Origin of the sequence: Amycolatopsis sp. GM8, from assembly GCF_021653975.1 — a bacterium.
Classification (GTDB): Bacteria; Actinomycetota; Actinomycetes; order Mycobacteriales; family Pseudonocardiaceae; genus Amycolatopsis_E.
The window spans coordinates 171,743-194,203 of sequence record NZ_JAJKFK010000011.1 but is presented as its reverse complement, the minus strand read 5'-3'; the positions used below and the strand labels follow the sequence as shown (position 1 = coordinate 194,203).

At 68.7% G+C, this 22,461-nt stretch carries 26 protein-coding genes and 2 riboswitches; of the genes, 11 read left to right on the top strand and 15 right to left on the bottom strand.

The features are described from left to right. The first annotated feature begins 48 nt into the window (after positions 1-48). Positions 49-177, top strand: a riboswitch (TPP riboswitch). The 3 genes from thiC to thiD (LOZ83_RS36585) all read left to right on the top strand — a co-directional run bounded on the left by thiC (position 172) and on the right by thiD (LOZ83_RS36585) (position 3,441). Beyond that, entirely contained in the window at positions 172-1,800 is a 1,629-nt protein-coding gene (thiC, locus tag LOZ83_RS36595; RefSeq protein ID WP_304512178.1) for a phosphomethylpyrimidine synthase ThiC, read from the top strand. Its footprint overlaps the riboswitch before it by 6 nt. Further along, positions 1,800-2,618, top strand: coding sequence for a bifunctional hydroxymethylpyrimidine kinase/phosphomethylpyrimidine kinase (thiD, locus tag LOZ83_RS36590; protein ID WP_236796454.1), 819 nt, complete (start codon positions 1,800-1,802; stop codon positions 2,616-2,618). Before thiC ends, thiD (LOZ83_RS36590) begins: the two co-directional genes overlap by 1 nt. Positions 2,619-2,622: 4 nt before the next feature. Beyond that, positions 2,623-3,441 carry a bifunctional hydroxymethylpyrimidine kinase/phosphomethylpyrimidine kinase gene (gene thiD, locus LOZ83_RS36585; protein ID WP_236796453.1) on the top strand — a complete coding sequence of 273 codons (819 nt, stop codon included), beginning with the start codon at positions 2,623-2,625 and terminating at the stop codon, positions 3,439-3,441. A 528-nt stretch (positions 3,442-3,969) separates the two neighbouring features. Here the strand turns inward: thiD (LOZ83_RS36585) and LOZ83_RS36580 are convergent. The 4 genes from LOZ83_RS36580 to thiO form a co-directional block, all read right to left on the bottom strand. Next, positions 3,970-4,452: a MarR family transcriptional regulator gene (locus tag LOZ83_RS36580; RefSeq protein ID WP_255826816.1), complete on the bottom strand. Its 483-nt coding sequence runs from the start codon at positions 4,450-4,452 to the stop codon at positions 3,970-3,972. A gap of 62 nt (positions 4,453-4,514) precedes the next feature. Further along, positions 4,515-5,276 carry a thiazole synthase gene (locus tag LOZ83_RS36575; RefSeq protein ID WP_236796451.1) on the bottom strand — a complete coding sequence of 254 codons (762 nt, stop codon included), beginning with the start codon at positions 5,274-5,276 and terminating at the stop codon, positions 4,515-4,517. A 4-nt stretch (positions 5,277-5,280) separates the two neighbouring features. Continuing rightward, positions 5,281-5,481, bottom strand: a complete 201-nt coding sequence (thiS, locus tag LOZ83_RS36570) for a sulfur carrier protein ThiS (RefSeq protein ID WP_236796450.1) — start codon at positions 5,479-5,481, stop codon at positions 5,281-5,283. After that, complete coding sequence (thiO, locus tag LOZ83_RS36565; protein WP_236796449.1) at positions 5,481-6,569, bottom strand: glycine oxidase ThiO; 1,089 nt, start codon at positions 6,567-6,569, stop codon at positions 5,481-5,483. The genes thiS and thiO overlap by 1 nt, the downstream gene beginning before the upstream one ends. Next, positions 6,564-6,672, bottom strand: a riboswitch (TPP riboswitch). (Overlaps the previous gene by 6 nt.) Positions 6,673-6,702: 30 nt before the next feature. Between thiO and thiE the strand changes: the two genes are divergently transcribed. Together thiE and LOZ83_RS36555 are read left to right on the top strand one after the other, a co-directional pair. Then, on the top strand, positions 6,703-7,371 hold the full coding sequence (thiE, locus tag LOZ83_RS36560; protein WP_236796448.1) for a thiamine phosphate synthase: 669 nt from the start codon (positions 6,703-6,705) through the stop codon (positions 7,369-7,371). Between the two features lie 54 nt (positions 7,372-7,425). Then, complete coding sequence (locus LOZ83_RS36555; RefSeq protein ID WP_236796447.1) at positions 7,426-8,211, top strand: DUF899 family protein; 786 nt, start codon at positions 7,426-7,428, stop codon at positions 8,209-8,211. Between the two features lie 4 nt (positions 8,212-8,215). Here LOZ83_RS36555 and LOZ83_RS36550 read toward each other — a convergent pair whose 3' ends face one another. From LOZ83_RS36550 to LOZ83_RS36540, 3 genes are all read right to left on the bottom strand, one after another. Beyond that, positions 8,216-9,040 carry a hypothetical protein gene (locus LOZ83_RS36550; RefSeq protein WP_236796446.1) on the bottom strand — a complete coding sequence of 275 codons (825 nt, stop codon included), beginning with the start codon at positions 9,038-9,040 and terminating at the stop codon, positions 8,216-8,218. Positions 9,041-9,159: 119 nt separating this feature from the next. Then, a complete protein-coding gene (locus LOZ83_RS36545) occupies positions 9,160-10,575 on the bottom strand; it encodes an MFS transporter (protein WP_236796486.1) in 1,416 nt (471 codons plus the stop codon). A 62-nt stretch (positions 10,576-10,637) separates the two neighbouring features. Beyond that, entirely contained in the window at positions 10,638-11,363 is a 726-nt protein-coding gene (locus tag LOZ83_RS36540) for a GntR family transcriptional regulator (RefSeq protein ID WP_236796445.1), read from the bottom strand. Between the two features lie 207 nt (positions 11,364-11,570). Here LOZ83_RS36540 and LOZ83_RS36535 point away from each other — a divergent pair, with 207 nt between their 5' ends. After that, on the top strand, positions 11,571-12,599 hold the full coding sequence (locus LOZ83_RS36535) for an SIS domain-containing protein (RefSeq protein WP_374202764.1): 1,029 nt from the start codon (positions 11,571-11,573) through the stop codon (positions 12,597-12,599). Beyond that, the gene (locus tag LOZ83_RS36530) at positions 12,596-13,522 is read left to right on the top strand and encodes an N-acetylglucosamine kinase (RefSeq protein WP_236796444.1); all 927 of its coding nucleotides are present in this window, start codon (positions 12,596-12,598) and stop codon (positions 13,520-13,522) included. Before LOZ83_RS36535 ends, LOZ83_RS36530 begins: the two co-directional genes overlap by 4 nt. On the opposite strand, the gene LOZ83_RS36525 is transcribed toward LOZ83_RS36530, so the two are convergent. Continuing rightward, the gene (locus LOZ83_RS36525; protein ID WP_236796443.1) at positions 13,488-14,150 is read right to left on the bottom strand and encodes a DUF3159 domain-containing protein; all 663 of its coding nucleotides are present in this window, start codon (positions 14,148-14,150) and stop codon (positions 13,488-13,490) included. The genes LOZ83_RS36530 and LOZ83_RS36525 overlap by 35 nt on opposite strands. A 213-nt stretch (positions 14,151-14,363) precedes the next feature. Here LOZ83_RS36525 and LOZ83_RS36520 point away from each other — a divergent pair, with 213 nt between their 5' ends. Genes LOZ83_RS36520 through LOZ83_RS36505 form a run of 4 tightly spaced genes read left to right on the top strand, consistent with a single transcriptional unit; the run spans position 14,364 to position 16,839 of the window. Beyond that, positions 14,364-15,167 carry an SGNH/GDSL hydrolase family protein gene (locus tag LOZ83_RS36520; RefSeq protein ID WP_236796442.1) on the top strand — a complete coding sequence of 268 codons (804 nt, stop codon included), beginning with the start codon at positions 14,364-14,366 and terminating at the stop codon, positions 15,165-15,167. Positions 15,168-15,225: 58 nt separating this feature from the next. Beyond that, entirely contained in the window at positions 15,226-15,453 is a 228-nt protein-coding gene (locus LOZ83_RS36515) for a hypothetical protein (RefSeq protein WP_236796441.1), read from the top strand. Positions 15,454-15,481: 28 nt separating this feature from the next. Next, complete coding sequence (locus LOZ83_RS36510; RefSeq protein ID WP_236796440.1) at positions 15,482-15,961, top strand: hypothetical protein; 480 nt, start codon at positions 15,482-15,484, stop codon at positions 15,959-15,961. Then, the gene (locus LOZ83_RS36505; RefSeq protein ID WP_236796484.1) at positions 15,955-16,839 is read left to right on the top strand and encodes a hypothetical protein; all 885 of its coding nucleotides are present in this window, start codon (positions 15,955-15,957) and stop codon (positions 16,837-16,839) included. The genes LOZ83_RS36510 and LOZ83_RS36505 overlap by 7 nt, the downstream gene beginning before the upstream one ends. 205 nt (positions 16,840-17,044) lie before the next feature. Here LOZ83_RS36505 and thpD read toward each other — a convergent pair whose 3' ends face one another. From thpD to LOZ83_RS36470, 7 genes are all read right to left on the bottom strand, one after another. Then, on the bottom strand, positions 17,045-17,938 hold the full coding sequence (thpD, locus tag LOZ83_RS36500; protein WP_374202766.1) for an ectoine hydroxylase: 894 nt from the start codon (positions 17,936-17,938) through the stop codon (positions 17,045-17,047). Positions 17,939-17,996: 58 nt separating this feature from the next. Further along, positions 17,997-18,389 carry an ectoine synthase gene (locus LOZ83_RS36495; RefSeq protein WP_236796438.1) on the bottom strand — a complete coding sequence of 131 codons (393 nt, stop codon included), beginning with the start codon at positions 18,387-18,389 and terminating at the stop codon, positions 17,997-17,999. Positions 18,390-18,401: 12 nt separating this feature from the next. Further along, complete coding sequence (ectB, locus tag LOZ83_RS36490; protein ID WP_236796437.1) at positions 18,402-19,655, bottom strand: diaminobutyrate--2-oxoglutarate transaminase; 1,254 nt, start codon at positions 19,653-19,655, stop codon at positions 18,402-18,404. 52 nt (positions 19,656-19,707) lie between these two features. Continuing rightward, positions 19,708-20,205, bottom strand: coding sequence for a diaminobutyrate acetyltransferase (gene ectA / locus LOZ83_RS36485; RefSeq protein ID WP_236796436.1), 498 nt, complete (start codon positions 20,203-20,205; stop codon positions 19,708-19,710). A gap of 228 nt (positions 20,206-20,433) precedes the next feature. Further along, positions 20,434-21,180, bottom strand: a complete 747-nt coding sequence (locus LOZ83_RS36480) for an Abi-alpha family protein (RefSeq protein WP_236796435.1) — start codon at positions 21,178-21,180, stop codon at positions 20,434-20,436. 10 nt (positions 21,181-21,190) lie between these two features. Continuing rightward, on the bottom strand, positions 21,191-21,541 hold the full coding sequence (locus tag LOZ83_RS36475; protein WP_236796434.1) for a lipopolysaccharide assembly LapA domain-containing protein: 351 nt from the start codon (positions 21,539-21,541) through the stop codon (positions 21,191-21,193). Positions 21,542-21,548: 7 nt separating this feature from the next. Beyond that, positions 21,549-22,355: a methyltransferase domain-containing protein gene (locus LOZ83_RS36470; protein WP_236796433.1), complete on the bottom strand. Its 807-nt coding sequence runs from the start codon at positions 22,353-22,355 to the stop codon at positions 21,549-21,551. Positions 22,356-22,461 lie beyond the last annotated feature (106 nt).

The window sequence follows — 22,461 nt, the reverse complement described above, 5'->3', positions numbered from 1 at the left end:
GGGCCCGCACTTGTTCTTCGCGTCGCCGCATGGCATGGTCGAGAGCACAACAGAAATCGCGGGAGCTCGCGCCTTGGCGGGCTGAGAGGGTGACTGGTCGTCCGTTCCGGACCCGGTGTCACCGACCGCCGAACCTGACCGGGTAATGCCGGCGTAGGGAGTGACTCTGCTTTGACGACCCTGGAGAACAACGCTGCCGTCAGCGTCACCACAGGTCCGATCACCGGGTCACGGAAGGTCCATCACGCCACGGAATCGGGGCTTCGGGTCCCCGCGCGGCGGATCGACCTTTCCAACGGTGATCATTTCGATGTCTACGACACGTCCGGCCCGTACACGGATCCCGACGCGCGGATCGACGTCCACAGTGGACTTCAGCCGCTGCGCAGCGGCTGGTCGCAGGAGCACAACACCCAGCTGGGCTGGGCGAAAGCGGGTGTGATCACCCGCGAGATGGAGTTCGTCGCGGCGCGGGAGCGGGTCAGCGCGGAGTTCGTCCGCGACGAGGTCGCCCGCGGCCGGGCGGTGATTCCGGTGAACCGTAAGCATCCCGAGAGCGAACCGATGATCATCGGGAAGAACTTCCTGGTGAAGGTCAACGCGAACATGGGCAACTCGGCCGTGTGGTCCTCGGTCGAGGAAGAGGTCGACAAGATGGTCTGGGCCACCCGCTGGGGTGCCGACACGATCATGGACCTGTCCACCGGTAAGCGCATTCACGAGACACGCGAATGGATCGTGCGCAACTCGCCGGTGCCGGTCGGCACCGTGCCGATCTACCAGGCGCTGGAAAAGGTCGACGGGGAGCCGGAAAAACTCACCTGGGAGATCTACCGGGACACCGTCGTCGAGCAGTGCGAGCAGGGCGTGGACTACATGACCGTGCACGCCGGGGTGCTGCTGCGCTACGTGCCGCTGACCGCGAACCGGGTCACCGGCATCGTGTCGCGCGGCGGGTCGATCATGGCCGCCTGGTGTCTCGCGCATCACCAGGAATCCTTCCTGTACACGCATTTCGAGGAGCTCTGCGAGATCCTCCGGCAGTACGACGTCACGTTCTCCCTCGGTGACGGCCTGCGTCCGGGGTCGATCGCCGACGCCAACGACCGTGCCCAGTTCGCCGAGTTGGAGACCTTGGGCGAGCTGACGCACATCGCGCGTGCGCACGACGTGCAGGTGATGATCGAGGGCCCGGGCCACGTGCCGATGCACAAGATCAAGGAGAACGTGGAGCTGGAGGAACGGCTCTGCGGCGAGGCGCCGTTCTACACGCTCGGTCCACTTGCGACGGACATCGCGCCGGCGTACGACCACATCACGTCGGCCATCGGGGCTGCGCAGATCGGCTGGTACGGCACGGCGATGCTGTGCTACGTCACCCCGAAGGAGCACCTCGGCCTGCCGAACCGGGACGACGTGAAGACCGGGGTGATCACGTACAAGATCGCCGCGCACAGCGCTGATCTCGCGAAGGGGCACCAGTACGCGCAAGACTGGGACAACGAATTGTCCAAGGCGCGCTTCGAGTTTCGCTGGAACGACCAGTTCAACCTGGCGCTCGACCCCGACACCGCGCGTTCGTTCCACGACGAGACGTTGCCCGCCGAGCCGGCGAAGACCGCGCACTTCTGCTCCATGTGCGGGCCGAAGTTCTGTTCGATGCGCATCACCCAGGACGTGCGCAAGTACGCCGCGGAGCATGGTCTGTCCACTGTGGATGCCATCGAAGCCGGTATGCGCGAGAAGTCCGACGAGTTCAGCGAGCACGGCAACCACGTGTACCTCCCGGTCGTCGACTGATGACCGGAACACCGCGGACTGCCCTCACCATCGCCGGTTCCGATTCCGGTGGTGGTGCGGGCATCCAGGCCGACCTGCGGACGTTCTTCGCCTGCGGGGTGCACGGGATGACGGCGGTCACCGCGGTGACCGTGCAAAACTCGCTGGGAGTGCAAGGATTCACCGAGATCCCGGCGGAGGTGGTCAGCGCACAGATCAAGGCCGTCGCCGACGACATGGGCGTGGACGCGGCGAAGACCGGCATGCTCGCGACGGCCGAGATCATCGAATCGGTCGCCAAGACGCTCGACGAGGTCCACATCGGACGGTCGGCGGAGACGCCGTTCGTGGTGGATCCCGTTGCCGCCTCGATGACCGGGCATCCGTTGCTGCGTGAGGAAGCCCTGGAGGCGATTCGCACCGAGTTGTTCCCGCGGGCGACACTGGTCACCCCGAACCTCGACGAGGTGCGATTGTTGACGGGTGTCGAGGTGACGGACCGGGACAGCCAGCGCCGTGCGGCTGAGGCGTTGCTGGAGTTCGGGCCACAATGGGTGCTGGTCAAGGGCGGGCATCTGGAGTCGGATCCGGAGTGTGTGGATCTGCTGTCGGATGGTGTGCAGTACATCGAGCTGAGCGGGCCGCGGTACCAGACGAAGAACACGCATGGTGGTGGTGACACCCTGGCCTCGGCGATCACCGCGTCGCTGGCGCAGGATCTCGGTGTGCCCGATGCGGTGGCCGAGGGCAAGCGGTTCATCGAACGGTCGGTGTTGGATGCGTACGACCTGGGTGCGGGTGTCGGCCCGGTGTCCCCGTTCTGGCGGCTGCGACACTAGGCGGATGGTTCCCAGTGCGCTGACGATCGCGGGTTCGGACTCTGGTGGTGCGGCGGGTTTGCAGGCTGACCTGCGAACCTTCCTGACATGTGGCGTCCACGGGCTGGTCGCGGTCACGGCGGTGACAGTGCAGAACACCCTTGGCGTGCACGACCGGGCGGACATCCCGCCGCATATCGTCGCCGGCCAGATCGAAGCCGTCGCCACGGACATGGGCGTCAACGCGGCGAAGACCGGCATGCTCGCGTCGGCGGAGATCATCAAAACGGTCGCGGAGGCCTGCGACCGGGCCAACATCGGCCGGGATGGGATGATCCCGTTCGTCGTGGACCCGGTCGCCGCCTCGATGCACGGCCACCCCCTCTTCGACGAGGCAGGCCTGGCCGCCCTGCGAGACCTACTCTTGCCACGGGCGACGGTGCTCACCCCGAACCTCGACGAGGTGCGCCTGCTGACGGGTGTCACAGTGACCGGACGGGCAGACATGCACGAGGCCGCCGTTGCCCTGCATACACTGGGGCCGCGGTACGTTTTGGTCAAAAGTGGACACTTGACGGACGACCCGGACTGCGTCGACCTTCTCTACGACGGCAAGACTTTCCTGGAACTGCCGGGCCCCCGCATCGCAACACCCCACACCCACGGCGCAGGCGACTCAATGGCATCGGCACTAACAGCAGGACTAGCACGCGGCATGGCGATGCCAGAGGCAGCGGAATTCGCAAAATGGTTCGTCAGCAACGCAGTAAAAAACGCCTACCCCATGGGCAAAAACGTAGGCCCAGTCTCAGCCTTCTGGCGCCTAGCCCCAGAAACGCGGTAAAAACAAACCGCCACCGGGCAACACAACCCAGCACCGCACACCGCCCACTCCCTCCCCCACCCCGATCCCAAGCCGCCCTTGCGGGAAGCGGGTTTTGTCAAGGCATCTTTCCCGCCTTGACAAAACCCGCTTCCCGCGAACACTCAAAGATCGGGGCGGGGGAGGGCCTGCGCCGGGTCGAGGGCGCCTTGCGCCCGGTCCCACCACAATCCGGCAGGGCACCTGCGGGAGCCAAAAGCCAAAGCCAAAGATCAAAAGAAAAAGATGCCTCGCCGGCGGGCTGGCTCCGGGATGAGGGGCCCAGGGGATCTCACCTTTTCGAGGTGGTTGAGTTGGGTGGTCATCCCGTCGCCTGCGGTTTTCGAATATCACTTTTCGCCAGGCCCGCAAGCATTGTGTTCTCGGCTGCACGCCGAGTACGGATGTTGCGGCCCTGACGAAAAGTGATCGTGCCTGTTTCAGGCGACGGGATGACCACCCAACTCGCCCCGTGGGCTTTCGCCCCCCTGCCTGCCGCCCCTCGCCTGCCTAGTCCTCGTCGGACAACAAGGCTTCCATCGCCAGCAAACCCCTCGCCAGATCATGTTGCAGTTCTGGGGATAGGCGGTCGATGCGTTTGTTCAGTTCGTGTACGCGGGTGGAGCGGAGGCCGGACAGCATGCGCTCGCCGTCCTCGGTCGCTGTGGCCAGCCAGGCTCGGCGGTCGATGGGGTCGGGTTCGCGGCGGGCGTATCCGGCGTCGACCAGGCCTGCGACGATCCGGGACATGGTCGCTGCTGCCACGCCTTCTTTCGCTGCCAGGTCACCGAGCCGCATCGATCCCGAAGCGGCCAGGGTCGCCAGGGCCGAGATCGACCCGTGCCCGGGACCGGGTGACCCGGCTTGCCGCAGCGATCGGGACAGCCTGCCCACTGCCAGGAACAACCGCCCGGCGACATCTTCGGTCGTCGACGTGTCCACCTCGGGCTCCTTCTGTTTGCCGTTCCCCCCACCAAGGGTGCGGACAACCATACGTGGTTCCGCTGTCTGAATACGGTGAACACCCGTATCGCAGTAATCCGTGCGGTGAAACGTCACCGGGCGGGCGACGAGGCTTGCGCCCAGAAACGTTGCGGGATCCGGCCGGCGCCCCGGGCGAGGCGTCCGGCGACCACCGCCGAGCGCATCGCGTGTGCCATCCGTTCCGGGTCCTGTGCCCTGGTCACAGCCGTCGAAAGTAACACCGCGTCACAGCCCAGTTCCATCGCGAGCGCGGCATCCGAGGCGGTCCCGATGCCCGCGTCCAGGACGATGGGCACCCCGGCCCGCGAAACGATCAGCTCGATGTTGTGCGGGTTCCGGATCCCGAGACCCGTACCGATGGGCGCACCGAGAGGCATCACCGCGGCACAACCGGCCTCCTCCAACCGCAACGCGAGCACCGGATCGTCATTCGTGTAGGCGAAGACCGTGAACCCATCGGCCGCCAGTTGTTCGGCCGCGTCGAGGGTTTCCACCGGATCAGGTAACAACGTCCGGTCGTCGGCGTGCACTTCGAGCTTGATCAGGTCCGTCTCGAGCGCCTCCCGCGCCAGCCGCGCCGTCAGCACGGCCTCGGCGGCGCTCCGGCAGCCCGCGGTGTTCGGCAGCAGCCGGATACCCAGCCGTCGCACCAATTCCAGCACCCCGGACCCGCCATCGGCATCCGCTCGCCGCATCGCGACGGTGGTCAGCTCCGTGCCGGACGCGACGAGCGCCCGTTCCAGCACGGCGAGGTTCGCCGCACCACCGGTCCCGATGATCAGCCGCGAACTCAGCTTGTACGGCCCGATCGCGAGATCGTCACCTTCGAGCATGCGATCACCCACCTTGTACCGCCGTCAGGATTTCCAGCCGCGCCCCGGCCGGCACGACCACCTCGGCCCAGTCGCCCCGCCGGACGACCTCGCCCTCGAGCGCCACGGCGATACCCTTCGGCAGCGTGCCGAGCGCTTCGAGCAGCCCGGCGACCGTGGTCCCGTCCGGGAACGCCCGCCAATCGCCGTTGACCTGTACTTCCATCAGTTCACTCCCAGCCGGTGTGGATGAGCCGCCTCGACCTGTGCGGGTGGGGCGGTGCCGTCGAGCAGGGCGACGATCGCGTCCGCGGTCACCGGGGCCCCCAGCAGCCCGTTCCGATGGTGCCCGGTCGCCGCGAGCACACCGTCGCCCAGCTCGCCGATGAACGGCAGCGTGTCGGCACTCGCCGCGCGCAGGCCGGCGGCCGATTCGATCAGTTCGTACTCGTCGATGCTCGGGAAGATCCGCGCCGCGCCTTCGAGCAGCTCACGCACCCCGCGTGCGCTCACCGTCTCGTCGAACCCGGCCTCGTACTGCGTCGCGCCGAGCACCAGCTCGCCACCTTCCCGTGGCACGAGGTAGATCGGGCGCCCCTCGACGACGGCCCGCACCGTGCGTGAAGGCGGCGGCAGGCTCGACCGCCGCGCACGCAACCGCAGGATCTCGCCCTTCAGCGGCCGGACCGCCAGCGCGGGATGCAACCGCCCGCTGCGCGCGCCGGCGGCGATCACGGCGACATCGCAGGTCACGGCACCGGAGACGGTCCGGACCCCGCCGGGCCCGACTTCGGTCGCGTGGTCGTCGACGAACTTCACGCCCCGCCGGATCGCCGCGGCCTGCAAGGAACGCAACAGCTTCCGGTTGTCGACCGCGAGATCACCGGGCACGAGGAGCGCCCGCGACCCGCTCACGCCCGGTTCGAGCGACCGCAGCCCGCGCCCGGTGACGGACTCGACCTCCCGGCCGACCGAACGGAGGTAGTCGGCGAGCACGCCCAGCTGGTCGGCGTCGCCGCGGTCGAGCGCGACCACGACGGTGCCCGCCGTCGACAAGCCTGGGTCACCACCGTCCGAGGACAGCGCGTCCGCGAACTCCGGCCAGCGCCGCAGCGACTCCTCACCCAGCCGCAGCGCGGGTTCCTCGCCCGGCCAGGCCTCGGTGATCGGCGCGAGCATCCCGCCCGCGACCCACGACGCGCCGCGCCCCGGCGAAGGATCGATCACCGTCACGTCGTGCCCGGCGGCCGCGGCACGCCAGGCCACGGACAGCCCGATCACACCGCCACCGACGACCGCCACTTGGTTGACCACAGAAATCACGCTCCCTGCGCCGGCATGATCCGGATCAGGTTCCACGGTCGGAGCGGTTCCGGCTCCCTCTCAGCCCGTACCTCGGGCTCCCGTGCGGACAATCCCACGTTACCTCTCGGCTAGCGTGGTGACCATGCCAGGGCTCACCGGAGACGACATCAGGAAACGGCTCGACGCGGCACGGCTGTACCTGTGCACCGACGCCCGCGGCAGCCGCGGTGACCTCGCCGAGTTCGCCGACGCGGCGCTGTCCGGGGGCGTCGACATCATCCAGCTCCGCGACAAGACCGGCGGCGCGCCGCTGGAGGCGAAGCAGGAACTGGCCGCGCTGGAGGTACTCGCCGAGGCGTGCGCCCGGCACGGCGCACTGCTCGCGGTGAACGACCGCGCGGACGTGGCGCTCGCGGTCGACGCGGACGTGCTGCACCTGGGCCAGGACGACCTGCCGGTGCCCCTCGCCCGCCGGGTCATCGGGGACGAGCCGGTCATCGGCCGCTCCACGCATTCGGTCGAGCAGGCCCGGGCCGCCGAGGCGGAACCGGGCGTGGACTACTTCTGCACCGGCCCGTGCTGGCCGACCCCGACGAAACCCGGCCGCCCGGCGCCGGGACTGGACCTGGTGCGGACGATGGCGGGGTCGAAGCGGCCGTGGTTCGCGATCGGCGGGATCGACCAGGAACGCCTGCCCCAGGTCATCGAGGCCGGCGCGACCCGGGTGGTCGTGGTGCGGGCGATCACCGAGGCCGAGGACCCGGCGGCCGCGGCCCGCCGGATCGTCCACGGACTCGCCGGTCCGCGATGAGTTCCGGCCGGTTCGCGCGTCTGTCTGTACGACGCGAGACACCAGGAGGACACCATGACCGCGCTGCCCGGCCGCCCACCCATCGTCGACCTGGCCACCTGGCAGGCCGCCCGTGACGAGCTGCTGATCCGCGAGAAGGCCCATACCCGCGAGGGCGACGCCATCGCCGCGGCCCGCCGGCGGCTGCCGATGGTGGAGTTCGACGGGACGGTCGAGGTCGTCGGAGCCGACGGCCCGGTCCCGTTCCTGGACCTTTTCCAGGGCCGCGAGGAGCTCGTGGTCTACAAGCACATGTGGTACGACGGCGCGCCGCACCAGGGACAGTGCGAGGGCTGCACCACCACGGCCTGGCACCTGCGGGACGCCGTCTACCTCAACGCCCGCGGCGTCTCGTTCGCCATCCTGACCACGGGCCCGTGGGCCGAGGTGGCCGCGTACACCGAGTTCATGGGCTACACCCAGCCCTGGTACTCGGTGCGCGACGTGGCGGCGCCGGTCGGCGACCGGATGGGTCACCTCACCTGCTACCTGCGCGACGGCGACCGCACGTTCCTCACCTACGCCACGACCGGCCGCGGCAACGAGCGGGTCAACGGGGCCCTCGGCCTGCTCGACATGACGCCCTACGGCCGCCGCGAGGCGTGGGAGGACACCCCGGCGGGCTGGCCCGAGGGGTCGACCTTCCAACCCGGCGACTTCACCGCGAACGGCGCGTGCTGGTACTGGCGCACGGACGCGGATGGGCACGCCGACTGGGGCCCGGCCAGCCGCCCGGTCCCGCAGTGGACCCGCCCCGGCGCGACCCCCGCGGACACCCTCGGCCGCCGGCAGGGCCACTGACGAGCTAGCTGCTCGGCGTGGGGCTGGCGGTCTGCTGCGTCGGCGTCTGCGAGGGGGTCGCGGTGGCGCTGCTCGGCGGCTGCACCTGCTGTGACTGCGGGGTGGGCGTCGTCGACGGCTGGCTCTGCTCGCTCGACGGGGCCGTGGTCCTCGACTGCGACGAGGGCGGCTCGGTGACCGTCGTGGTCTCGTGCGTCGTGGTCGAGGGGCTCGGCGCGGACCGGCCCACGACCTGGCTGAACGTCGTGCCCGAGCCGCCCGACACGGCCTGCCCGGTGACCTTCTCGAACCCGGTCAGCGCCAGCATCCCGATCACGAACGCGACCACGCTGGTGCCGATGATGAGGAACCACCGGTTCTTCCACCACGGTTTCGTGGTCGGCGGCTGCTCCGGCGGCGGGACTGGGGCGTCCGGGCGCGGGAGGAAGACCGTACGTTCCTCGCCGGGCCGCTGAGTCACCCCGGCCGACGCCATCGGCATGGTGCGCTGCGGATCGAACGCGGCCGTCGGCGCCGGTCTTCGCTGGACCAGCGGGTTCGCTGGCGCCGGCCGTGGCGGCTCGGCGTACCGCGTCTCCTGCCGGAGCCGGGTGTCCAGGGCCAGCGCGGAAGCCGTCTTGCGCGCGGCCTCCCTGGTACGCCGCAACGAGCGCAGGTACAGCTCGCCGCCGACCGTCGTGATGACGCTGGCGATCCCAGCGCCGGCGATGGTGCCGCCCACCCCCAGTGTCGAACCCAGGAACGCGGCGGTGATCGCGGCCAGCGCCGAAGCGAACACCTGTGCCGGCTTGAGACCGGACTTCCCGGCCTCGTCCTTTTCCTCGGTCATGATTCCGATCTACTCGCGAGTTGCCAAAACGTTATCTACAACGTGCTTGTCGACCGGAATGCTCCCGACGTTAGCCGCTTCGTGAGAAGCGCCACGACGGACAACCGTCCACTATGGACTTAACGGAAATCACGCACCTGCGTCGGCGGCCCCTCCACCGCGCAGTGCAGGCATTTCCCAAGATCAGATTTCTCTTGCGGCGCAACGTCTTCCGACTTCAACACGGAGTTACGGACACCGAGCCCGAGTAGCGCGCCGACCACCCCGAGACCGGCGCACACCGCGAGCGCCGTCCGCCAGCCCTCGGTGAGTGCGACCGGGTCGGAATACGCCCCGCCGGTCAGTCCGGCGATCGCCGGCAGCACCGCGATCGCGATCAGATTTCCGGAACGGGCAATCGCATTGTTGACCCCCGAAGCGACACCGGCGTGCTGGTCCGGCACCGCGGCGAGCACGGTCGCGGTCACCGGCGCGACCATCGTCGCCAGCCCCAGCCCGAACACCACGACCGCGGGCAGCACCGTGCCGAGGTACGACGCGCCCGGCCCGACGCGCATCAGCAACAGCATGCCGGCGGCCAGCACGAGCGGCCCGGCGACGAGCTGCGCGCGCGGCCCGATCCGCTGCGCGAGCGCGCCCGAGCGCCCGGACAGCAGCAGCATGATGATGGTGACGGGCAGCGTGGCCAGGCCGGACGCGGTCGGCGAGTAGCCGAGCGCGACCTGCAGCACCAGCACCAGCAGCATCAGCACGCCGCCGAGCGCCGCGTAGACGACGAACGTCAGCCCGTTGGCCAGCCCGAACGTCCGGTCGGCGAACATCGCCGGCGGCACCAGCGGGGTCGCCTCGTGCAGCTGCAGCCACACAAACACAGCCAGCCCGGCGACGCCCACCAGCCCGGCGACGATCACCAGCGGGTCGGCGAGACCCCGCACCGGCGCCTCCACCAGCGCGGCCGTGATCCCGGCCAGCCCGAGCGCGCCGAGCACCGAACCCCGCACGTCGAGCTTGCCGGTCACCGTCTCGTCCCGGGACTCGGGCACGTACCGGCGGGCGAGCCCGACGCACACCACCGCGATCGGCACGTTGATCAGGAACGCCAGCCGCCAGGACCACGCCTGCACGAGCAGGCCGCCGACGAGCGGCCCGACCGCGGCAGCGATCCCGCCGAGCCCGGACCACGTGCCGATCGCGCGCGGACGGTCGTCGTGCGCGAACGTCGCCTGCAGGATCGCCAGCGAACCCGGGGTCAGCAGGGCGCCGCCGATGCCCTGCAGCACCCGGGTCGCGACCAGCATCTCGGTCGACACCGCGAGACCGCACAGCACGGACGCGGCGCCGAACCAGATGACGCCGAGCACGAACATCCGCCGCCGGCCGTAGCGGTCGCCCAGCGAACCCGCGATCAGGATCAGCGAGGCCAGCGCGAGCAGGTAGCCGTCGAGGATCCACTGCAGTCCGGCGACGGTCGCGTGCAGCTCGGCGCCGATCCGCGGCAGCGCCACGTTGACGATCGAGCCGTCGAGCATGGCCATCCCCGAGCCGAGAATGGTCGTGGCGAGGACCCCGCGCGCCTGCGGCGACCCCCACCGGACGGTCACGGCCGGCTCAGCGTCGTGATGAACTTGTAGCGGTCACCGCGGTAGATCGACCGGACGAACTCGACCGGTTTCCCGTCCGAGCCGAACGAGTGCCGGGACAGCAACAGCACGGGCATGCCCACGTCCGCACCCAGCAGCTCGGCCTCCTGCGGGCCGGCGAGCGACGTTTCGATGGTCTCCTCCGCGCGCTCCATCTCCACGTCGAACTGCTCGCGCAGCACCGCGTACAGCGAGCCGCCGGCCGAGACGTGCTTGCGCAGGCCGCGGAACCGGCTCAGCGGCAGGTGCGTGGTCTCCAGCGCCATCGGCTCGTTGTCGGCGAGCCGCAGCCGCCGCATCCGCAGGATCTTCGCGCCGCTGCGGATGCCGAGCAGTTTCGACATTTCCGGTTCGGACGGAAGTTCCTCGATCTCCAGCAACTTCGACGACGGCTCACGACCTTGGGCGCGCATGTCCTCTGTGTACGACGAAAGCTGTAGCCGCTGGGCTAGCTTCGGCTCGGCCGCGAAGGTGCCCTTGCCCTGCACACGGTGCAGGCGGCCTTCCGCGGTGAGATCGGCCAGCGCCTGGCGCACCGTCGTGCGGGACACCCCGAAGTCGTTCGCGAGCGCGCGCTCGGTGGGAATGGACGAACCAGGCGGCAGGCTCTCCAGCAGGTCGAGCAGATGCTGCTTCAACGTCCAGTACTTGGGCTCGCGCTGTCCGCGCGTAGGTGACTCCATGACCGACTCCCTCTTTTGCCAAAACGCACACCGGGCGCAGGACGAAACTACCCTTTCGCCTCGTCACCGCGCCTGGGTTAATATTGGTCTAGACCTTAATGGGCAGGTACTGCGAAGATGCGGGAAACCTACCCGATCACGGGCACGATCCAGGTGCGCGACGCAGCGGGCGGCACGCGCACAATGACGACTGACGAGAGGACGGCTATGACGACCCCCGGACAGCACATGGCAGCAGAGATCGCGGAGCAACCCGCCGTGCTGGCCGGCCAGGTGGCCCGCCGCGCGGAGTTCGCCGAGATCGCTCACGTCATCGCCCGCCGGCCGCCGCGGTTCGCGCTGCTGGCCGCGCGCGGATCGAGCGATCACGCGGCGCTGTACGCGAAGTACCTGATCGAGGTACTGCTGGGGCTGCCGGCAGGTTTGGTCTCCCCGTCGACCGTGACACTCTACGGTGCCCGCCCTGACCTGCGCGATGTCCTGTTGATCTCGGTCAGCCAGAGCGGCGGTTCACCCGACCTGCTGGAGTTCACCGGCACCGCGCGCAAGCAGGGCGCGCTGACCGTGGCGGTCACGAACACCCCGTCCTCGCCCCTCAACGGGGCCGCCGAGCTGGCCGTGGACATCGGCGCGGGCGCCGAGCAGGCGGTCGCGGCGACGAAGACCTACTCGGCGACTTTGCTGGCGTTGTACCTGCTCATCGATGCCGTGCGCGGCGGCGACGGCTCGGCCGCGGCGGAGCTGGGCACGCTCGCCGAGGAGGCGCTGCAGGCTCCCGTACAGCGTGCGATCGACCGGTACCGCTTCGTGGACCGGATCATCACCACCGGCCGTGGCTATTCGTACGCGACAGCGCTGGAGTCGGCGTTGAAGCTCGCCGAAACGAGCTACCTCGCGGCCCGTGCCTACAGCGGCGCGGACCTGTTGCACGGTCCCGTCGCGGCGATCGACGGCGACACCGCGGTGCTCGCGGTGACCGGCACCGGGCGCGGCGGCAGCGCGATGAACGACGTGTTGAAAGCGGTTTCCGAACGCGGTGCGGACGTGCTCGCGCTCGGCTCGGCGAGCGAGGAAGTGCCCGCCGCGGTGCGGATCCCGGTGCCACCGGTCGCCGAGGAGCTGGCGCCGGTGCTGGAGGTACTGCCCGTGCAGCGGCTCGCGCTGGGCCTGGCGATCGCGCGCGGCGGCGACCCGGACAACCCACGCGGCCTGCGCAAGGTGACCAAGACGCGATGAACTTCGTCGTGGGGGTCGACGCGGGCGGCACGTCCACCCGCGCGATCGCGGTCGCCGCGGACGGGACGGTGCTGGGCACCGGGCGTTCCGGCGGCGGGAACCCGAACTCGCACCCGCCCGCCGAGGCGGCGGCGCATCTCGCCGAAGCGGTCGGCGCCTGCCTTCGTGGTCTGGACCCGCAGGACGCAAGCGCTTGCGTGGTCGGCATGGCGGGTAACAGCAAGCTCACCGACCCGGCCGTGGCCGCGTTGTTCGAGACCACCTGGCAGCGCCTCGGGCTGCGCGAGGTGCTCGTGCTGAGCGATGCCGAGGTCGCGTTCGCGTCGGCGACCCCGGCGCCCGAGGGCACCGTGCTGATCGCCGGCACCGGCTCGATCGCGGGCCGGATCCGCAAGCGGCGCATGGTCTCGACCGTCGGTGGCTACGGCTGGTTGCTCGGCGACGAGGGTTCGGCCTACTGGCTCGGCCGCGAAGCCGTCCGCAGCACCTTGGGCGCGCTGGAGACCGACGGCGCACTGGGCGATCTCGCCGAGTCGGTGCTCGCCGAGGCCGGCGTCGACGGTTCCGATCGGCGCCGGGCGTGGCAGCAGTTGATCACTGTCGCGAACGCCGAGGCCCCCATCCGGCTCGCCCGGTTCGCCCCGCTGGTCAGCGCCGCGGCGGACGCCGGGCCGATCCTGGACCGCGCCGCCGAACATCTCACTGCGATCGCGCTGGCCGCCCGCGAGCCCGGCGAGGACACCCCCGTCGTGCTCGTCGGCAGTGTGCTCGGCGGACCGGTCGGCGACCGCGTTCGCGCGCGGCTCAGCGGACTCGACGTCCTGACGAGCGAAGACGGCGTTTACGGCGCGGCCTTGCTGGCCGCGGTCGAGGCCTTCGGCGAAGGGGCTACTTTTCCTCTGCCGGTTTCTCGGCGGGTTTGAGCCGCAGCCCAGGGTGATCGTCCGGCAGCAGCCGGTACAGCACCCAACCGCTGACCGCGATCGTCAGCGCCTGCAGCGGCCAAGTGAGCACGGTGCGTGTCACGCCGAGCGCGACCAGTTGCCCCGCCCACCACAACGGCAGGTAGACGGCCACCCGCAACAGGTACTGGCACGACCAGGTCAGGCTCGCCCACGAGTAGGCCCGAAGCAGGGCAGGATCCTTGCGCCACTTGGTTTTCTGCCCCAGCAACAGTCCGACCACGACACCGAGCAGCGGCCAGCGCACGACCACGCTCGCCGCCCACAGCAGCGCACTGGCCACATTGGACAGCAGCTGGATCAGGAAGAAGTCCTGTGCCCGCCCGGTGTGCAGCGCGATCAGCGCCGCGACGATCACAGCGGCGAGGCTTACCACTACAGCGCGTGCCTTGTCGCCGCGCACGAGCCGGAACACCCCGACCACGACGGCTGTCGCGATCGCGGCCACCGAGCCCCACGCGATGGAGTTTCCGGTGAAAAGCCAACCCAGAACGAAGGCGAGCGGCGGTAGGCTCGCGTCGATCGCGCCGTTGCGTCCACCCAGCACACTGGCCAGAGATTCGCGTTCCGGAGTCGCAGGTGAGGTCACCCTTACATGCTGCCCGATCTGTGCCGTTCGGGGGAACGGTCCGCGAGATCTTGCCCACAAGGCTGGTTTCAGTCCGGTAATGAAGCGGCGCAGATGGCCGACAAGGTAAGAAACTATGACGTCCGAGGAAACCGGCGATGCCCATCAGGGAACAGCGCGGCGGCCTCGGGTTGTTGACACTGGGGCAGGGTGCGGCAGAGAGGGGATCGCAGCGTGTACGGCTACGAAAGCTATGTCGCCTTGGGTGACAGCTTCACCGAAGGCATGAACGACGCACTCCCCGACGGCAGCTACCGCGGGTGGGCCGATCGCCTCGCCGAGATCCTCGCCGGGGGCAGACCCGGTTTCGAGTACGCGAACCTGGCGCTGCGCGGCAAAATGCTCGCCGAGATCGTCGACGAGCAGGTCCCGATCGCCCTCGAACTGAAGCCGGATCTGGTCACCTTCTGCGGTGGCGGCAACGACGTGATCGTGCCCGGCACGGATGTCGACGAGATCTCCGCCAAGATCGACGAGGTCGTCGGCACGCTGCGCGCCGCCGGCATCGAAGTCCTGCTGTTCAACGGCCCCGACACGAAACGCCTGTCGGTGATGAGCGTGCTGCGCGGCCGGATCGGTATCTACAACACGAATCTGTGGGCGATCGCGGCCGCGCACGGCGCCCGTGTCGTCGACCTGTGGGCGATGGACGCGCTGCGCGACTACCGCGCGTGGAGCGACGACAGGCTGCACTTCACCGCGGAGGCGCATCGCCGGATAGCGCTGCGCACCGCCGAACTGCTGGGTGTGCCGGTGGCCGACGACTGGCGTGAGCCGTGGCCGGCGCTGGACGCCCCGCGCACCTGGGTCACCCAGCGCCGCTCGGATCTGGCGTGGACGAAGACGCATCTGCTGCCGTGGATCGGCCGGCAACTGCGCGGCGAGTCCCTCGGCGACGGTCTCGTACCGAAGAGGCCGCAGCTCACGCCGTTCGTCACCCCGTCGCGCCCCGCGGACGACCGCGCCTCCGCCAGCTGACTCGCGCCCGGCCCTACCGCGGCTTACAGTCGCGATACGCGGTAGGGGGTGGTGGCGTATGCACTGGCTCTGGCTCGTGGGGGCGTTCGTGCTGGGCGTGGCCGTCGGCGCGCTCATCGTCCGGCTGACCCGAAGACGCGTCCCGGTGGTCCCGCCGCCGGTCCCGGCCGAACAGACGATGTGGATTCCGCGTGTCCCGGACGAGTACGTCGACCCCGAGACGCGGGACGCCGACCACGGCCGCCGCTCCGGAACACTCCCGATCGACTGGCCGCCTGCGCACTGACAGTGACCTTATTGGTAGTTTTCACCACATGCCGCTCCCGCACTGGACCATGGAGGGGTCACTCCCGCCAGGGCGGCTGCCCGCCGATGTCGCCGACATCTATGAGCGCCTCGTGTTCGACGCGCCGCACCAGAACGAGCGGGAGATCCTGTTCAGTGCCCTGAACAGCTATCTCGGCGCGGTCGCGCGGATCATCCCCGGTGGCCGCGCGTGGATCGGCGGCGCGTTCATCACCCGCACCGAGCGCGTGCCGGGTGGACTCGACGTGGTTCTGATGCCGGACGACTGGGGCAGCCTCAAGCGCATGACCGGCCCGGCGCGTGACTCGCTGTACGGCCTGGTCACGCTGCGCGGGGTGATCATCGGCCAGCCCGCGATGTACCTGGACCAGGTGCAGCCGGTGGGTGGCCTGCTCGACGGCTTCCTGTGCTTCCCCGGCGACGAGGAGACCTGGGAGCAGACCTGGTCGGCTCATGGCACGCGCGGATTCCCCGAGGTGATCTGGTGACCGAGTTCCGCAGGATCGCCGACGAGATCCCCGGTGGCACCTGGCTCGACGATCTGGCGCGCGCCTCGGCGATGGCCGCGCACGCCAAGTTCGAGCGCACGTCCCGGTCGCCGCTGCTGCGGGTGTCGATGCTCGGCCCGACGAACCTCGACGCGTACACGTTCTCCGACATCAGCCGCGCGCTGCAGGACGCGACCGCGAAGGTCGGGCACATCATCCGCAACCCGCAGGCCGAGGTCACCTACGTGCAGCCGGCCGACCGCGACAAGGCCCCGCTCATCCAGCGCGGCCAAGCCGGCAACACGATCTTCTTCGGCTTTCCCGAGCCCGCGCTCGACGACGCGCTGATCCATGACGGCATCGAAAGCCTGTCCGAGCGCGCGGTGAAGGAGCTGTGCGACTTCCTGCCCGCGAACGGCTCCGACGACGGGGCGCTCGACGCGATCCTGCTGCAGCGCGACACCGTGCGCAACGCGGTCAGCGACGTCGTCAACGCGGTGGTCAAGAACGCCGGAATCGGCCTGCAGCTGACCCCGACCGCGGGTGACGAAGTGGCCCGCAGCATGACGCTGGACCAGGCGAAAGTGCTGAACAGCAGCCTGCGCGAAGCACGCGAGGCGGTCGGGTACGAGACCGTGTCGGGGCGGCTCGACGGGGTCCGCACGCGTAAGCGGATCTTCTACCTCGAGCGCGAGACCGGCGGCACGATCCAGGGTGCGGTCGCGCCGGATCTGCTCGGCAAGATCAAGGAGAACCTCGACCGTCCGGTGACGGCGAAACTGCGCGTGGTGCGGGCGACGACGATCGACGGGCGGCGTGGGCGGCCGGTGCACGAGCTGCTGGAGATCACGCCCGAGGTGAATCTGTTCGACCAATGAATGCGGCCCCGTACCACCAGTCCCGATCTGGTGGTGCGGGGCCGCACCCGGTGCAACATTGTCAGCGGTCGCACAGGACTTACCCGAGCGAGGAAGGACCCACACCACCGACGACAACCTCGGACCGCCCCGTCGCCGAGGCGGTGGCGACACCGTAACAGGCTGCGTCGGGTTCGCTACACGCGGCCTGCTGTTAGCTTCGTTACTACCGGGTCACCGGGGTGAAGTCCCGGCCGGCGATGAAGGTGGGCCGCGGTTTACTCGCCGCGAACGGCTCGACCAGCGCGTTCTCGACGCTGTTGAACACCAGGAAGATGTTCGAGCGCGGGAACGGCGTGATGTTGTTGCCCGAGCCGTGCATGATGTTCGAGTCGAACCACAGCGCCGATCCGGCCGCCCCGGTGAACTGGTCGATACCGTGCTCGGCGGCCATCGTGGTGATGTCGTGGCGGCTCGGGACGCCGATCTGCTGGTCCTGGAGCGACGACCTGTAGTAGTCCTCCGGGGTCTCCCCGACGCACGGCACGAACGTGCGCTGCGAGCCGGGCATGATCATCAGGCCGCCGTTGAACGGGTAGTTGTCGGTCAGCGCGATCGAGCAGCTCACCGACCGCGGGCCGGGCATGCCGTCCTCGGCGTGCCAGGTCTCGAAGTCCGAATGCCAGTAGAAGCCGGCGCCGGTGAATCCCGGCATGTAGTTCACCCGGCTCTGGTGGATGTAGACCTCCGAGCCGAGGATCTGCCGGGCCCGGTCGAGCACGCGCGGGTCGCGGACGAGTTCGCTGATCAGCTCGCTGATCCGGTGCACCTCGAAGACGGACCGGACCTCGCCGCTGGTCTTCTCGGTGATCACCCGCTCGTCGGCCCGGAGGGACTCGTCGCCGGACAACCGGACCAGTTCCTGCCAGTAGGTCTGCACCTCACCCGGGGAGAGCAGCCCGTCGACGACGTGGAACCCCTTGGCCTCGTGCGCCGCCAGCGTGGCCGCGTCTGCCGGACCGTCGCCCTCGGTTCCCCAGACCGTCGGCTCGGTGCGGTCCAACGGTGTCGCGGTCCCGGTGACCCTTGTCGGGTAACGGTCCTCGATACCGGTGTCCATCATGGTCAAAACGGTTCGCCTCCTTGTGGCTTCCCCTTTTTCGTGCGTGGCGGGAAGTTCAGTCCGCTTCGGTGACCAGCGGGTACACGCCGTTCTCGTCGTGCACCTCGCGCCCGGTGACCGGCGGGTTGAACACGCACACCGTGCGCATGTCGGTTTTCGGCCGGACCTGGTGCTTGTCGTGGTCGTTCAGCAGGTACAGCGACCCCGGCTTGAGCAGGTGCGTCTCGCCGGTCGCCTTGTTGGTGATCTCGCCCTCGCCCTCGAAGACGAACACGGCCTCGATGTGGTTCGCGTACCAGAAATCGTTCACGGTGCCCGCGTACAGCGTGGTCTCGTGAACGGAGAACCCGACCTTCTCCTTGGCGAGGATGATCCGCTTGCTGCGCCAGTTCGGCGTCTTGATGTCAGCGTCGGTGTCGGTGATCTCATCGAGGGTACGGACGATCAAGTCTCTCTCCTTTTACTTGCCCAGTACGGCTTTGACCGAGGCGTCGATGATTTCGAGGCCTTCGTCCACTTCGGACTCGGACAGGGTCAGCGGCGGTAGTAGTTTGGCGACTTCGCTGTCCGGGCCGGAGGTTTCCATCAGCAGCCCGCGGTCGAACGCGGCCCCGCACACCCTCCCGGCGATTTCGCCGTTGGGAAATTCGATGCCGCGGGCGAGGCCGCGTCCCTTGGCGGTGAGCCCGTGCTCGGGGTAGGCCTCGGCGATGCTCTGCAGCGCGGCGCCGACCCGTTCGCCCTTGGCGCGGGTGGATTTCTCCAGTTCGTCGTCGCTCCAGTAGGTGCGCAGCGCCTCGGCGGCGGTGACGAACGCCGGGTTGATCCCGCGGAAGGTGCCGTTGTGCTCGCCCGGCTCCCACACATCCAACTCGGGTTTGATCAGCGTCAGCGCGAGCGGCAGCCCGTAGCCGCCGATCGACTTGGACAGACACACCATGTCCGGTGTGATGCCCGCGTCTTCGAAGCTGAAGAACGGGCCGGTGCGCCCGCAGCCCATCTGCACGTCATCGACGATGAGCAGGATGTTGTGCCGCTGACACAGATCCGACAGGCCGCGCAGCCACTCGAACCCCGCCGCGTTGATACCCCCCTCACCCTGCACGGTCTCCACGATCACCGCGGCCGGCTCGTTGAGACCGCTACCCGAGTCATCCAACAGCCGTTCGAAGTACAGAAAGTCCGGGTACACCCCGTCGAAGTACTGGTCATAGGGCATCGGGGTGGCGTGCACCAGCGGGATCCCGGCGCCGCTGCGCTTCATCGAGTTACCGGTCACCGACAACGCACCCAACGTCATACCGTGGAAGGCGTTGGTGAAGTTGATGACCGACTCCTTACCGGTCACCTTCCGCGCCAGCTTCAGCGCCGCCTCCACCGCGTTCGCCCCACCCGGACCAGGGAAAATGACCTTGTAATCCAACTCCCGCGGCCGCAGAATGTTCGCCTCCAGCGTCTCCAGCAGATCACGCTTGGCCACGGTGAACATATCCAGCGCGTGCGTCACGCCGTCGCGGCCGATGTAGTCCAGCAGGGCTTTCTTCAGCACCGGGTTGTTGTGCCCGTAGTTGAGCGCGCCCGCGCCGGCGAAGAAGTCCAGGTACGGCGTGCCGTCCTCGGCGTAGAGGTGACTGCCGACGGCGCGGTCGAACACGACCGGCCAGCCGCGGCTGTAGCTACGCACTTCGGACTCGAGTTTTTCGAAGATGCTCACGTACTTTTCCTACTCCCGAGTGATATCCGAATCGAGGGACTTTTCCGCGCTATTAACGGGAAAGTGGTCCGATTCGGTAGAGGTCCTCCGGCTCGTGCGGCTCGTCTTCCGCGGGGAAGTCCGATGACTCGAACAGTCGCGTCTGCTCCATCGGCGCGTTCCAACGCTGCGCGAACGACGCGAACGTTCTTATCGACGCTTCGTTGTCCGGGGTGACGGTGGTTTCCAGGTACCGCACCCCCCGGCCCACCAGGCGTGTGAACAGCTCGTCCAGCAGAGCCCCGGCCAGGCCTTGTCCCCGCTGCAACGCGTCAACGGCCACCTGCCACACCAGCGCCGCATCGGGCGCCACGGGTCTGCGGTACGCGATGACGAATCCGACCGGCTGACCGTCCACTTTGGCCACTACCGATGTGTCGGCGAAATCGCGGCACCACAACAAATACGCGTATGGCGTGTTGAGATCCAGCTTCTTCGAATCCCGTGCTATTCGCCACAGCGCGGCGCCGTCGGCCTTGGTCGGAGAGTCGATCAAGTGCTTTCCGGACATGTCAAAACAAGTTAACAGAGCTTTCTGAGCACTTCAGCGGCCGGCGAAGCATGCAGGCTAACTACCTGCAACGACGACGAAACACATGTGATAATGCCAACAAAAAGGTATCTTTTTTCAGTAAAATGTGCTATAAGCTCAGCACATTCCCGCCCACGTCACTAACGTGGGTTCACCACCCTGCAAAGCGTTACCGCGGCAGGCTTCGTTACACGGTAGTGGCAGCGGTCACAACACGCGAGTCCGAACTTCTGGATCACATACCGCCCAGAAGCGAGTGCCGAACCGCGACACTCGCACTGTGTGACGGACCAGCCGGACCCGTTTCGCCGTGGCGCTCGCCGCGCGGACCAGCTCGTCGGTCGCCAGGATCTCGTACTGCGAGCTCAGCGCGGCCTCGGCGGCGGTGATGTCGATCAGCCCGAGCCCGGCCAGCCGGGTCAGGTAGCTGGGCACCTCGTCGAGCAGGGTCACGCCCGCCGTGCTACCGACAGTAGAAGCGTTGCGCAGCAGAATTCGCTCCCCCCTGGCCACGACGTCGACCGCGGGATAAGCGGGACTGCCGTTCGACAGCACCGAGAGGATGCGGGCCTCGTCCGGGGTCAGCTGGCGCAGCACGGTCGCGTACAGGTATTCGCGCGCCCGGTCGCGATCGAAGGTGACGGACCGGTCGAGCAGTTCCTTCATCGCCGCGCGCAACGGCTCGGGGGTGACCACGAGCTGACCGGCGGGCTCACCGCCACTGGACGCGGCGCTCAACGCGACCACGTAGGGATCGTCGACCTCGTCGAGGCGTTTGCGCAGGGTGGAGAACACCTGGCGCTCCACGAGCCGCAGGCTCTCGGTCGCGTTGTCCACGCCCGGCAGGCGGCGGCCGAGCGACACACCGGTGCGCGCGGCCCAGCCGGCGAACCGTCCGGCCCGGTGCAGCAGGGAACCGTCCGCGGCGGATACGGGCAAGTCTTCGCTGGTCACAGACCAGAGATTAGCTTTCCGACTGGAGCGCCTTGTGCGCCCGCCTGGTCGCGCGGCGCAGCTGGGCGATCCGGGCGCCGCCGACGAGCGCGACCAGCAGCGCGCCGCCGATGGCGGAGAGCAGCATCGCGACGCCGAGCGGCAGGCCGGCGCTCATCCCGAGGAACTGCACGGTGGCGTCGCCGAGGTTCTGCAGGATGAAGATGAGCAGGAAGACGAGAACGATGAGAGCGACGATCACCGCCACCCAGGTGCCGCTGACCCGAGTCCGCTTGATCTTCGCCGGACCGGTCGGTGTCGCCGGGGCAGCGGTTTCCGGAAGAGCCTGGGTGGTCGGCTCGTTGTCCTGAGCGTGGGTCATATGCGGATTATCGCCCGGTCGGCGGCGTTTTGCTGGGTTCCGCCGTCCGATCGGGTGACCAGACCAATGTGATCATGCGTCGTGTACCCGATCGGCCCCCCGCCAGTGCGGCGGCCAGCTCCTCGGTGCGGTCGGCGCCCAGGCAGAGGCGACGGCGAGTGACCGCGACCAGCTCGTCGAACGGGACCGGTGCCGAAGGTTGTTGCCAGCGCACCACTTCCGGCTCGACCCCCAGCTCCCGCAACGCGATCACGGCGTCGTCCGCGGTCGGCCCGTGCGGGCGGTCGAGGTTGTGAAAGCGCTTCCAGAGGTCGTTCATCGCGGTCAGCGGATGGGACTCGGTCAGCTCCAGGACGACCCGCCGCGCGTGCCGCCCGAGCGCCTCGACGAACGGCGACAGGTCCGGCACGTTGTAGAGAACGTTGGCACAGACGGCGACATCGACGAAGCCGACTTCGTTCGCCGCGTCCGGCCAATGACCTTCGATCGTGCGGTATGGCAAGGAAAGCGCCGCGGCTCGCACGGCGAACTCGGCGAGCAGCTTGATATTCGTGTCGATCGCGGTGACGTGGGTGATCGCCCGCGCGCACGGCAGGCTCGCCGCGCCGGCTCCCGCGCCGACGTCCAGCACCGTGCCGCCGTAGTCGAGCACGGCCTGGTGTGTCGGCGTGGACGGCGTGCCGAGCTGCCGGTCCGCCCGGCGGACGAACACGTTCCGGGACACCCCCCACGGCGATTCTTCCGCCCGCGCAAGGATTTCCGGCGGGATCGCCCAGCCGGCCAGCTCCTCGCCCCAGTGCTCGACGGCGGTCACGGCAGGCGCCCGCCGACCGCGATCACCAGCCCGTGAATGTCCAATGTGGACCATCCAGCGAGGTGCGGATCCGTGCCCATGGACCCACCCTAGAACCAGGCTTTCG

Bases quoted from the DNA above. Each gene is read 5' to 3' on its own strand.
- thiD (WP_236796454.1), top strand. From the start codon at position 1,800: ATGACCGGAACACCGCGGACTGCCCTCACCATCGCCGGTTCCGATTCC.
- thiD (WP_236796453.1), top strand. From the start codon at position 2,623: ATGGTTCCCAGTGCGCTGACGATCGCGGGTTCGGACTCTGGTGGTGCG.
- LOZ83_RS36580 (WP_255826816.1), bottom strand. From the start codon at position 4,452: ATGGTTGTCCGCACCCTTGGTGGGGGGAACGGCAAACAGAAGGAGCCC.
- LOZ83_RS36575 (WP_236796451.1), bottom strand. From the start codon at position 5,276: ATGCTCGAAGGTGACGATCTCGCGATCGGGCCGTACAAGCTGAGTTCG.
- thiS (WP_236796450.1), bottom strand. From the start codon at position 5,481: ATGGAAGTACAGGTCAACGGCGATTGGCGGGCGTTCCCGGACGGGACC.
- thiE (WP_236796448.1), top strand. From the start codon at position 6,703: ATGCCAGGGCTCACCGGAGACGACATCAGGAAACGGCTCGACGCGGCA.
- LOZ83_RS36555 (WP_236796447.1), top strand. From the start codon at position 7,426: ATGACCGCGCTGCCCGGCCGCCCACCCATCGTCGACCTGGCCACCTGG.
- LOZ83_RS36550 (WP_236796446.1), bottom strand. From the start codon at position 9,040: ATGACCGAGGAAAAGGACGAGGCCGGGAAGTCCGGTCTCAAGCCGGCA.
- LOZ83_RS36545 (WP_236796486.1), bottom strand. From the start codon at position 10,575: ATGGCCATGCTCGACGGCTCGATCGTCAACGTGGCGCTGCCGCGGATC.
- LOZ83_RS36540 (WP_236796445.1), bottom strand. From the start codon at position 11,363: ATGGAGTCACCTACGCGCGGACAGCGCGAGCCCAAGTACTGGACGTTG.
- LOZ83_RS36535 (WP_374202764.1), top strand. From the start codon at position 11,571: ATGACGACCCCCGGACAGCACATGGCAGCAGAGATCGCGGAGCAACCC.
- LOZ83_RS36530 (WP_236796444.1), top strand. From the start codon at position 12,596: ATGAACTTCGTCGTGGGGGTCGACGCGGGCGGCACGTCCACCCGCGCG.
- LOZ83_RS36515 (WP_236796441.1), top strand. From the start codon at position 15,226: ATGCACTGGCTCTGGCTCGTGGGGGCGTTCGTGCTGGGCGTGGCCGTC.
- LOZ83_RS36510 (WP_236796440.1), top strand. From the start codon at position 15,482: ATGCCGCTCCCGCACTGGACCATGGAGGGGTCACTCCCGCCAGGGCGG.
- thpD (WP_374202766.1), bottom strand. From the start codon at position 17,938: ATGGACACCGGTATCGAGGACCGTTACCCGACAAGGGTCACCGGGACC.
- ectA (WP_236796436.1), bottom strand. From the start codon at position 20,205: ATGTCCGGAAAGCACTTGATCGACTCTCCGACCAAGGCCGACGGCGCC.
- LOZ83_RS36475 (WP_236796434.1), bottom strand. From the start codon at position 21,541: ATGACCCACGCTCAGGACAACGAGCCGACCACCCAGGCTCTTCCGGAA.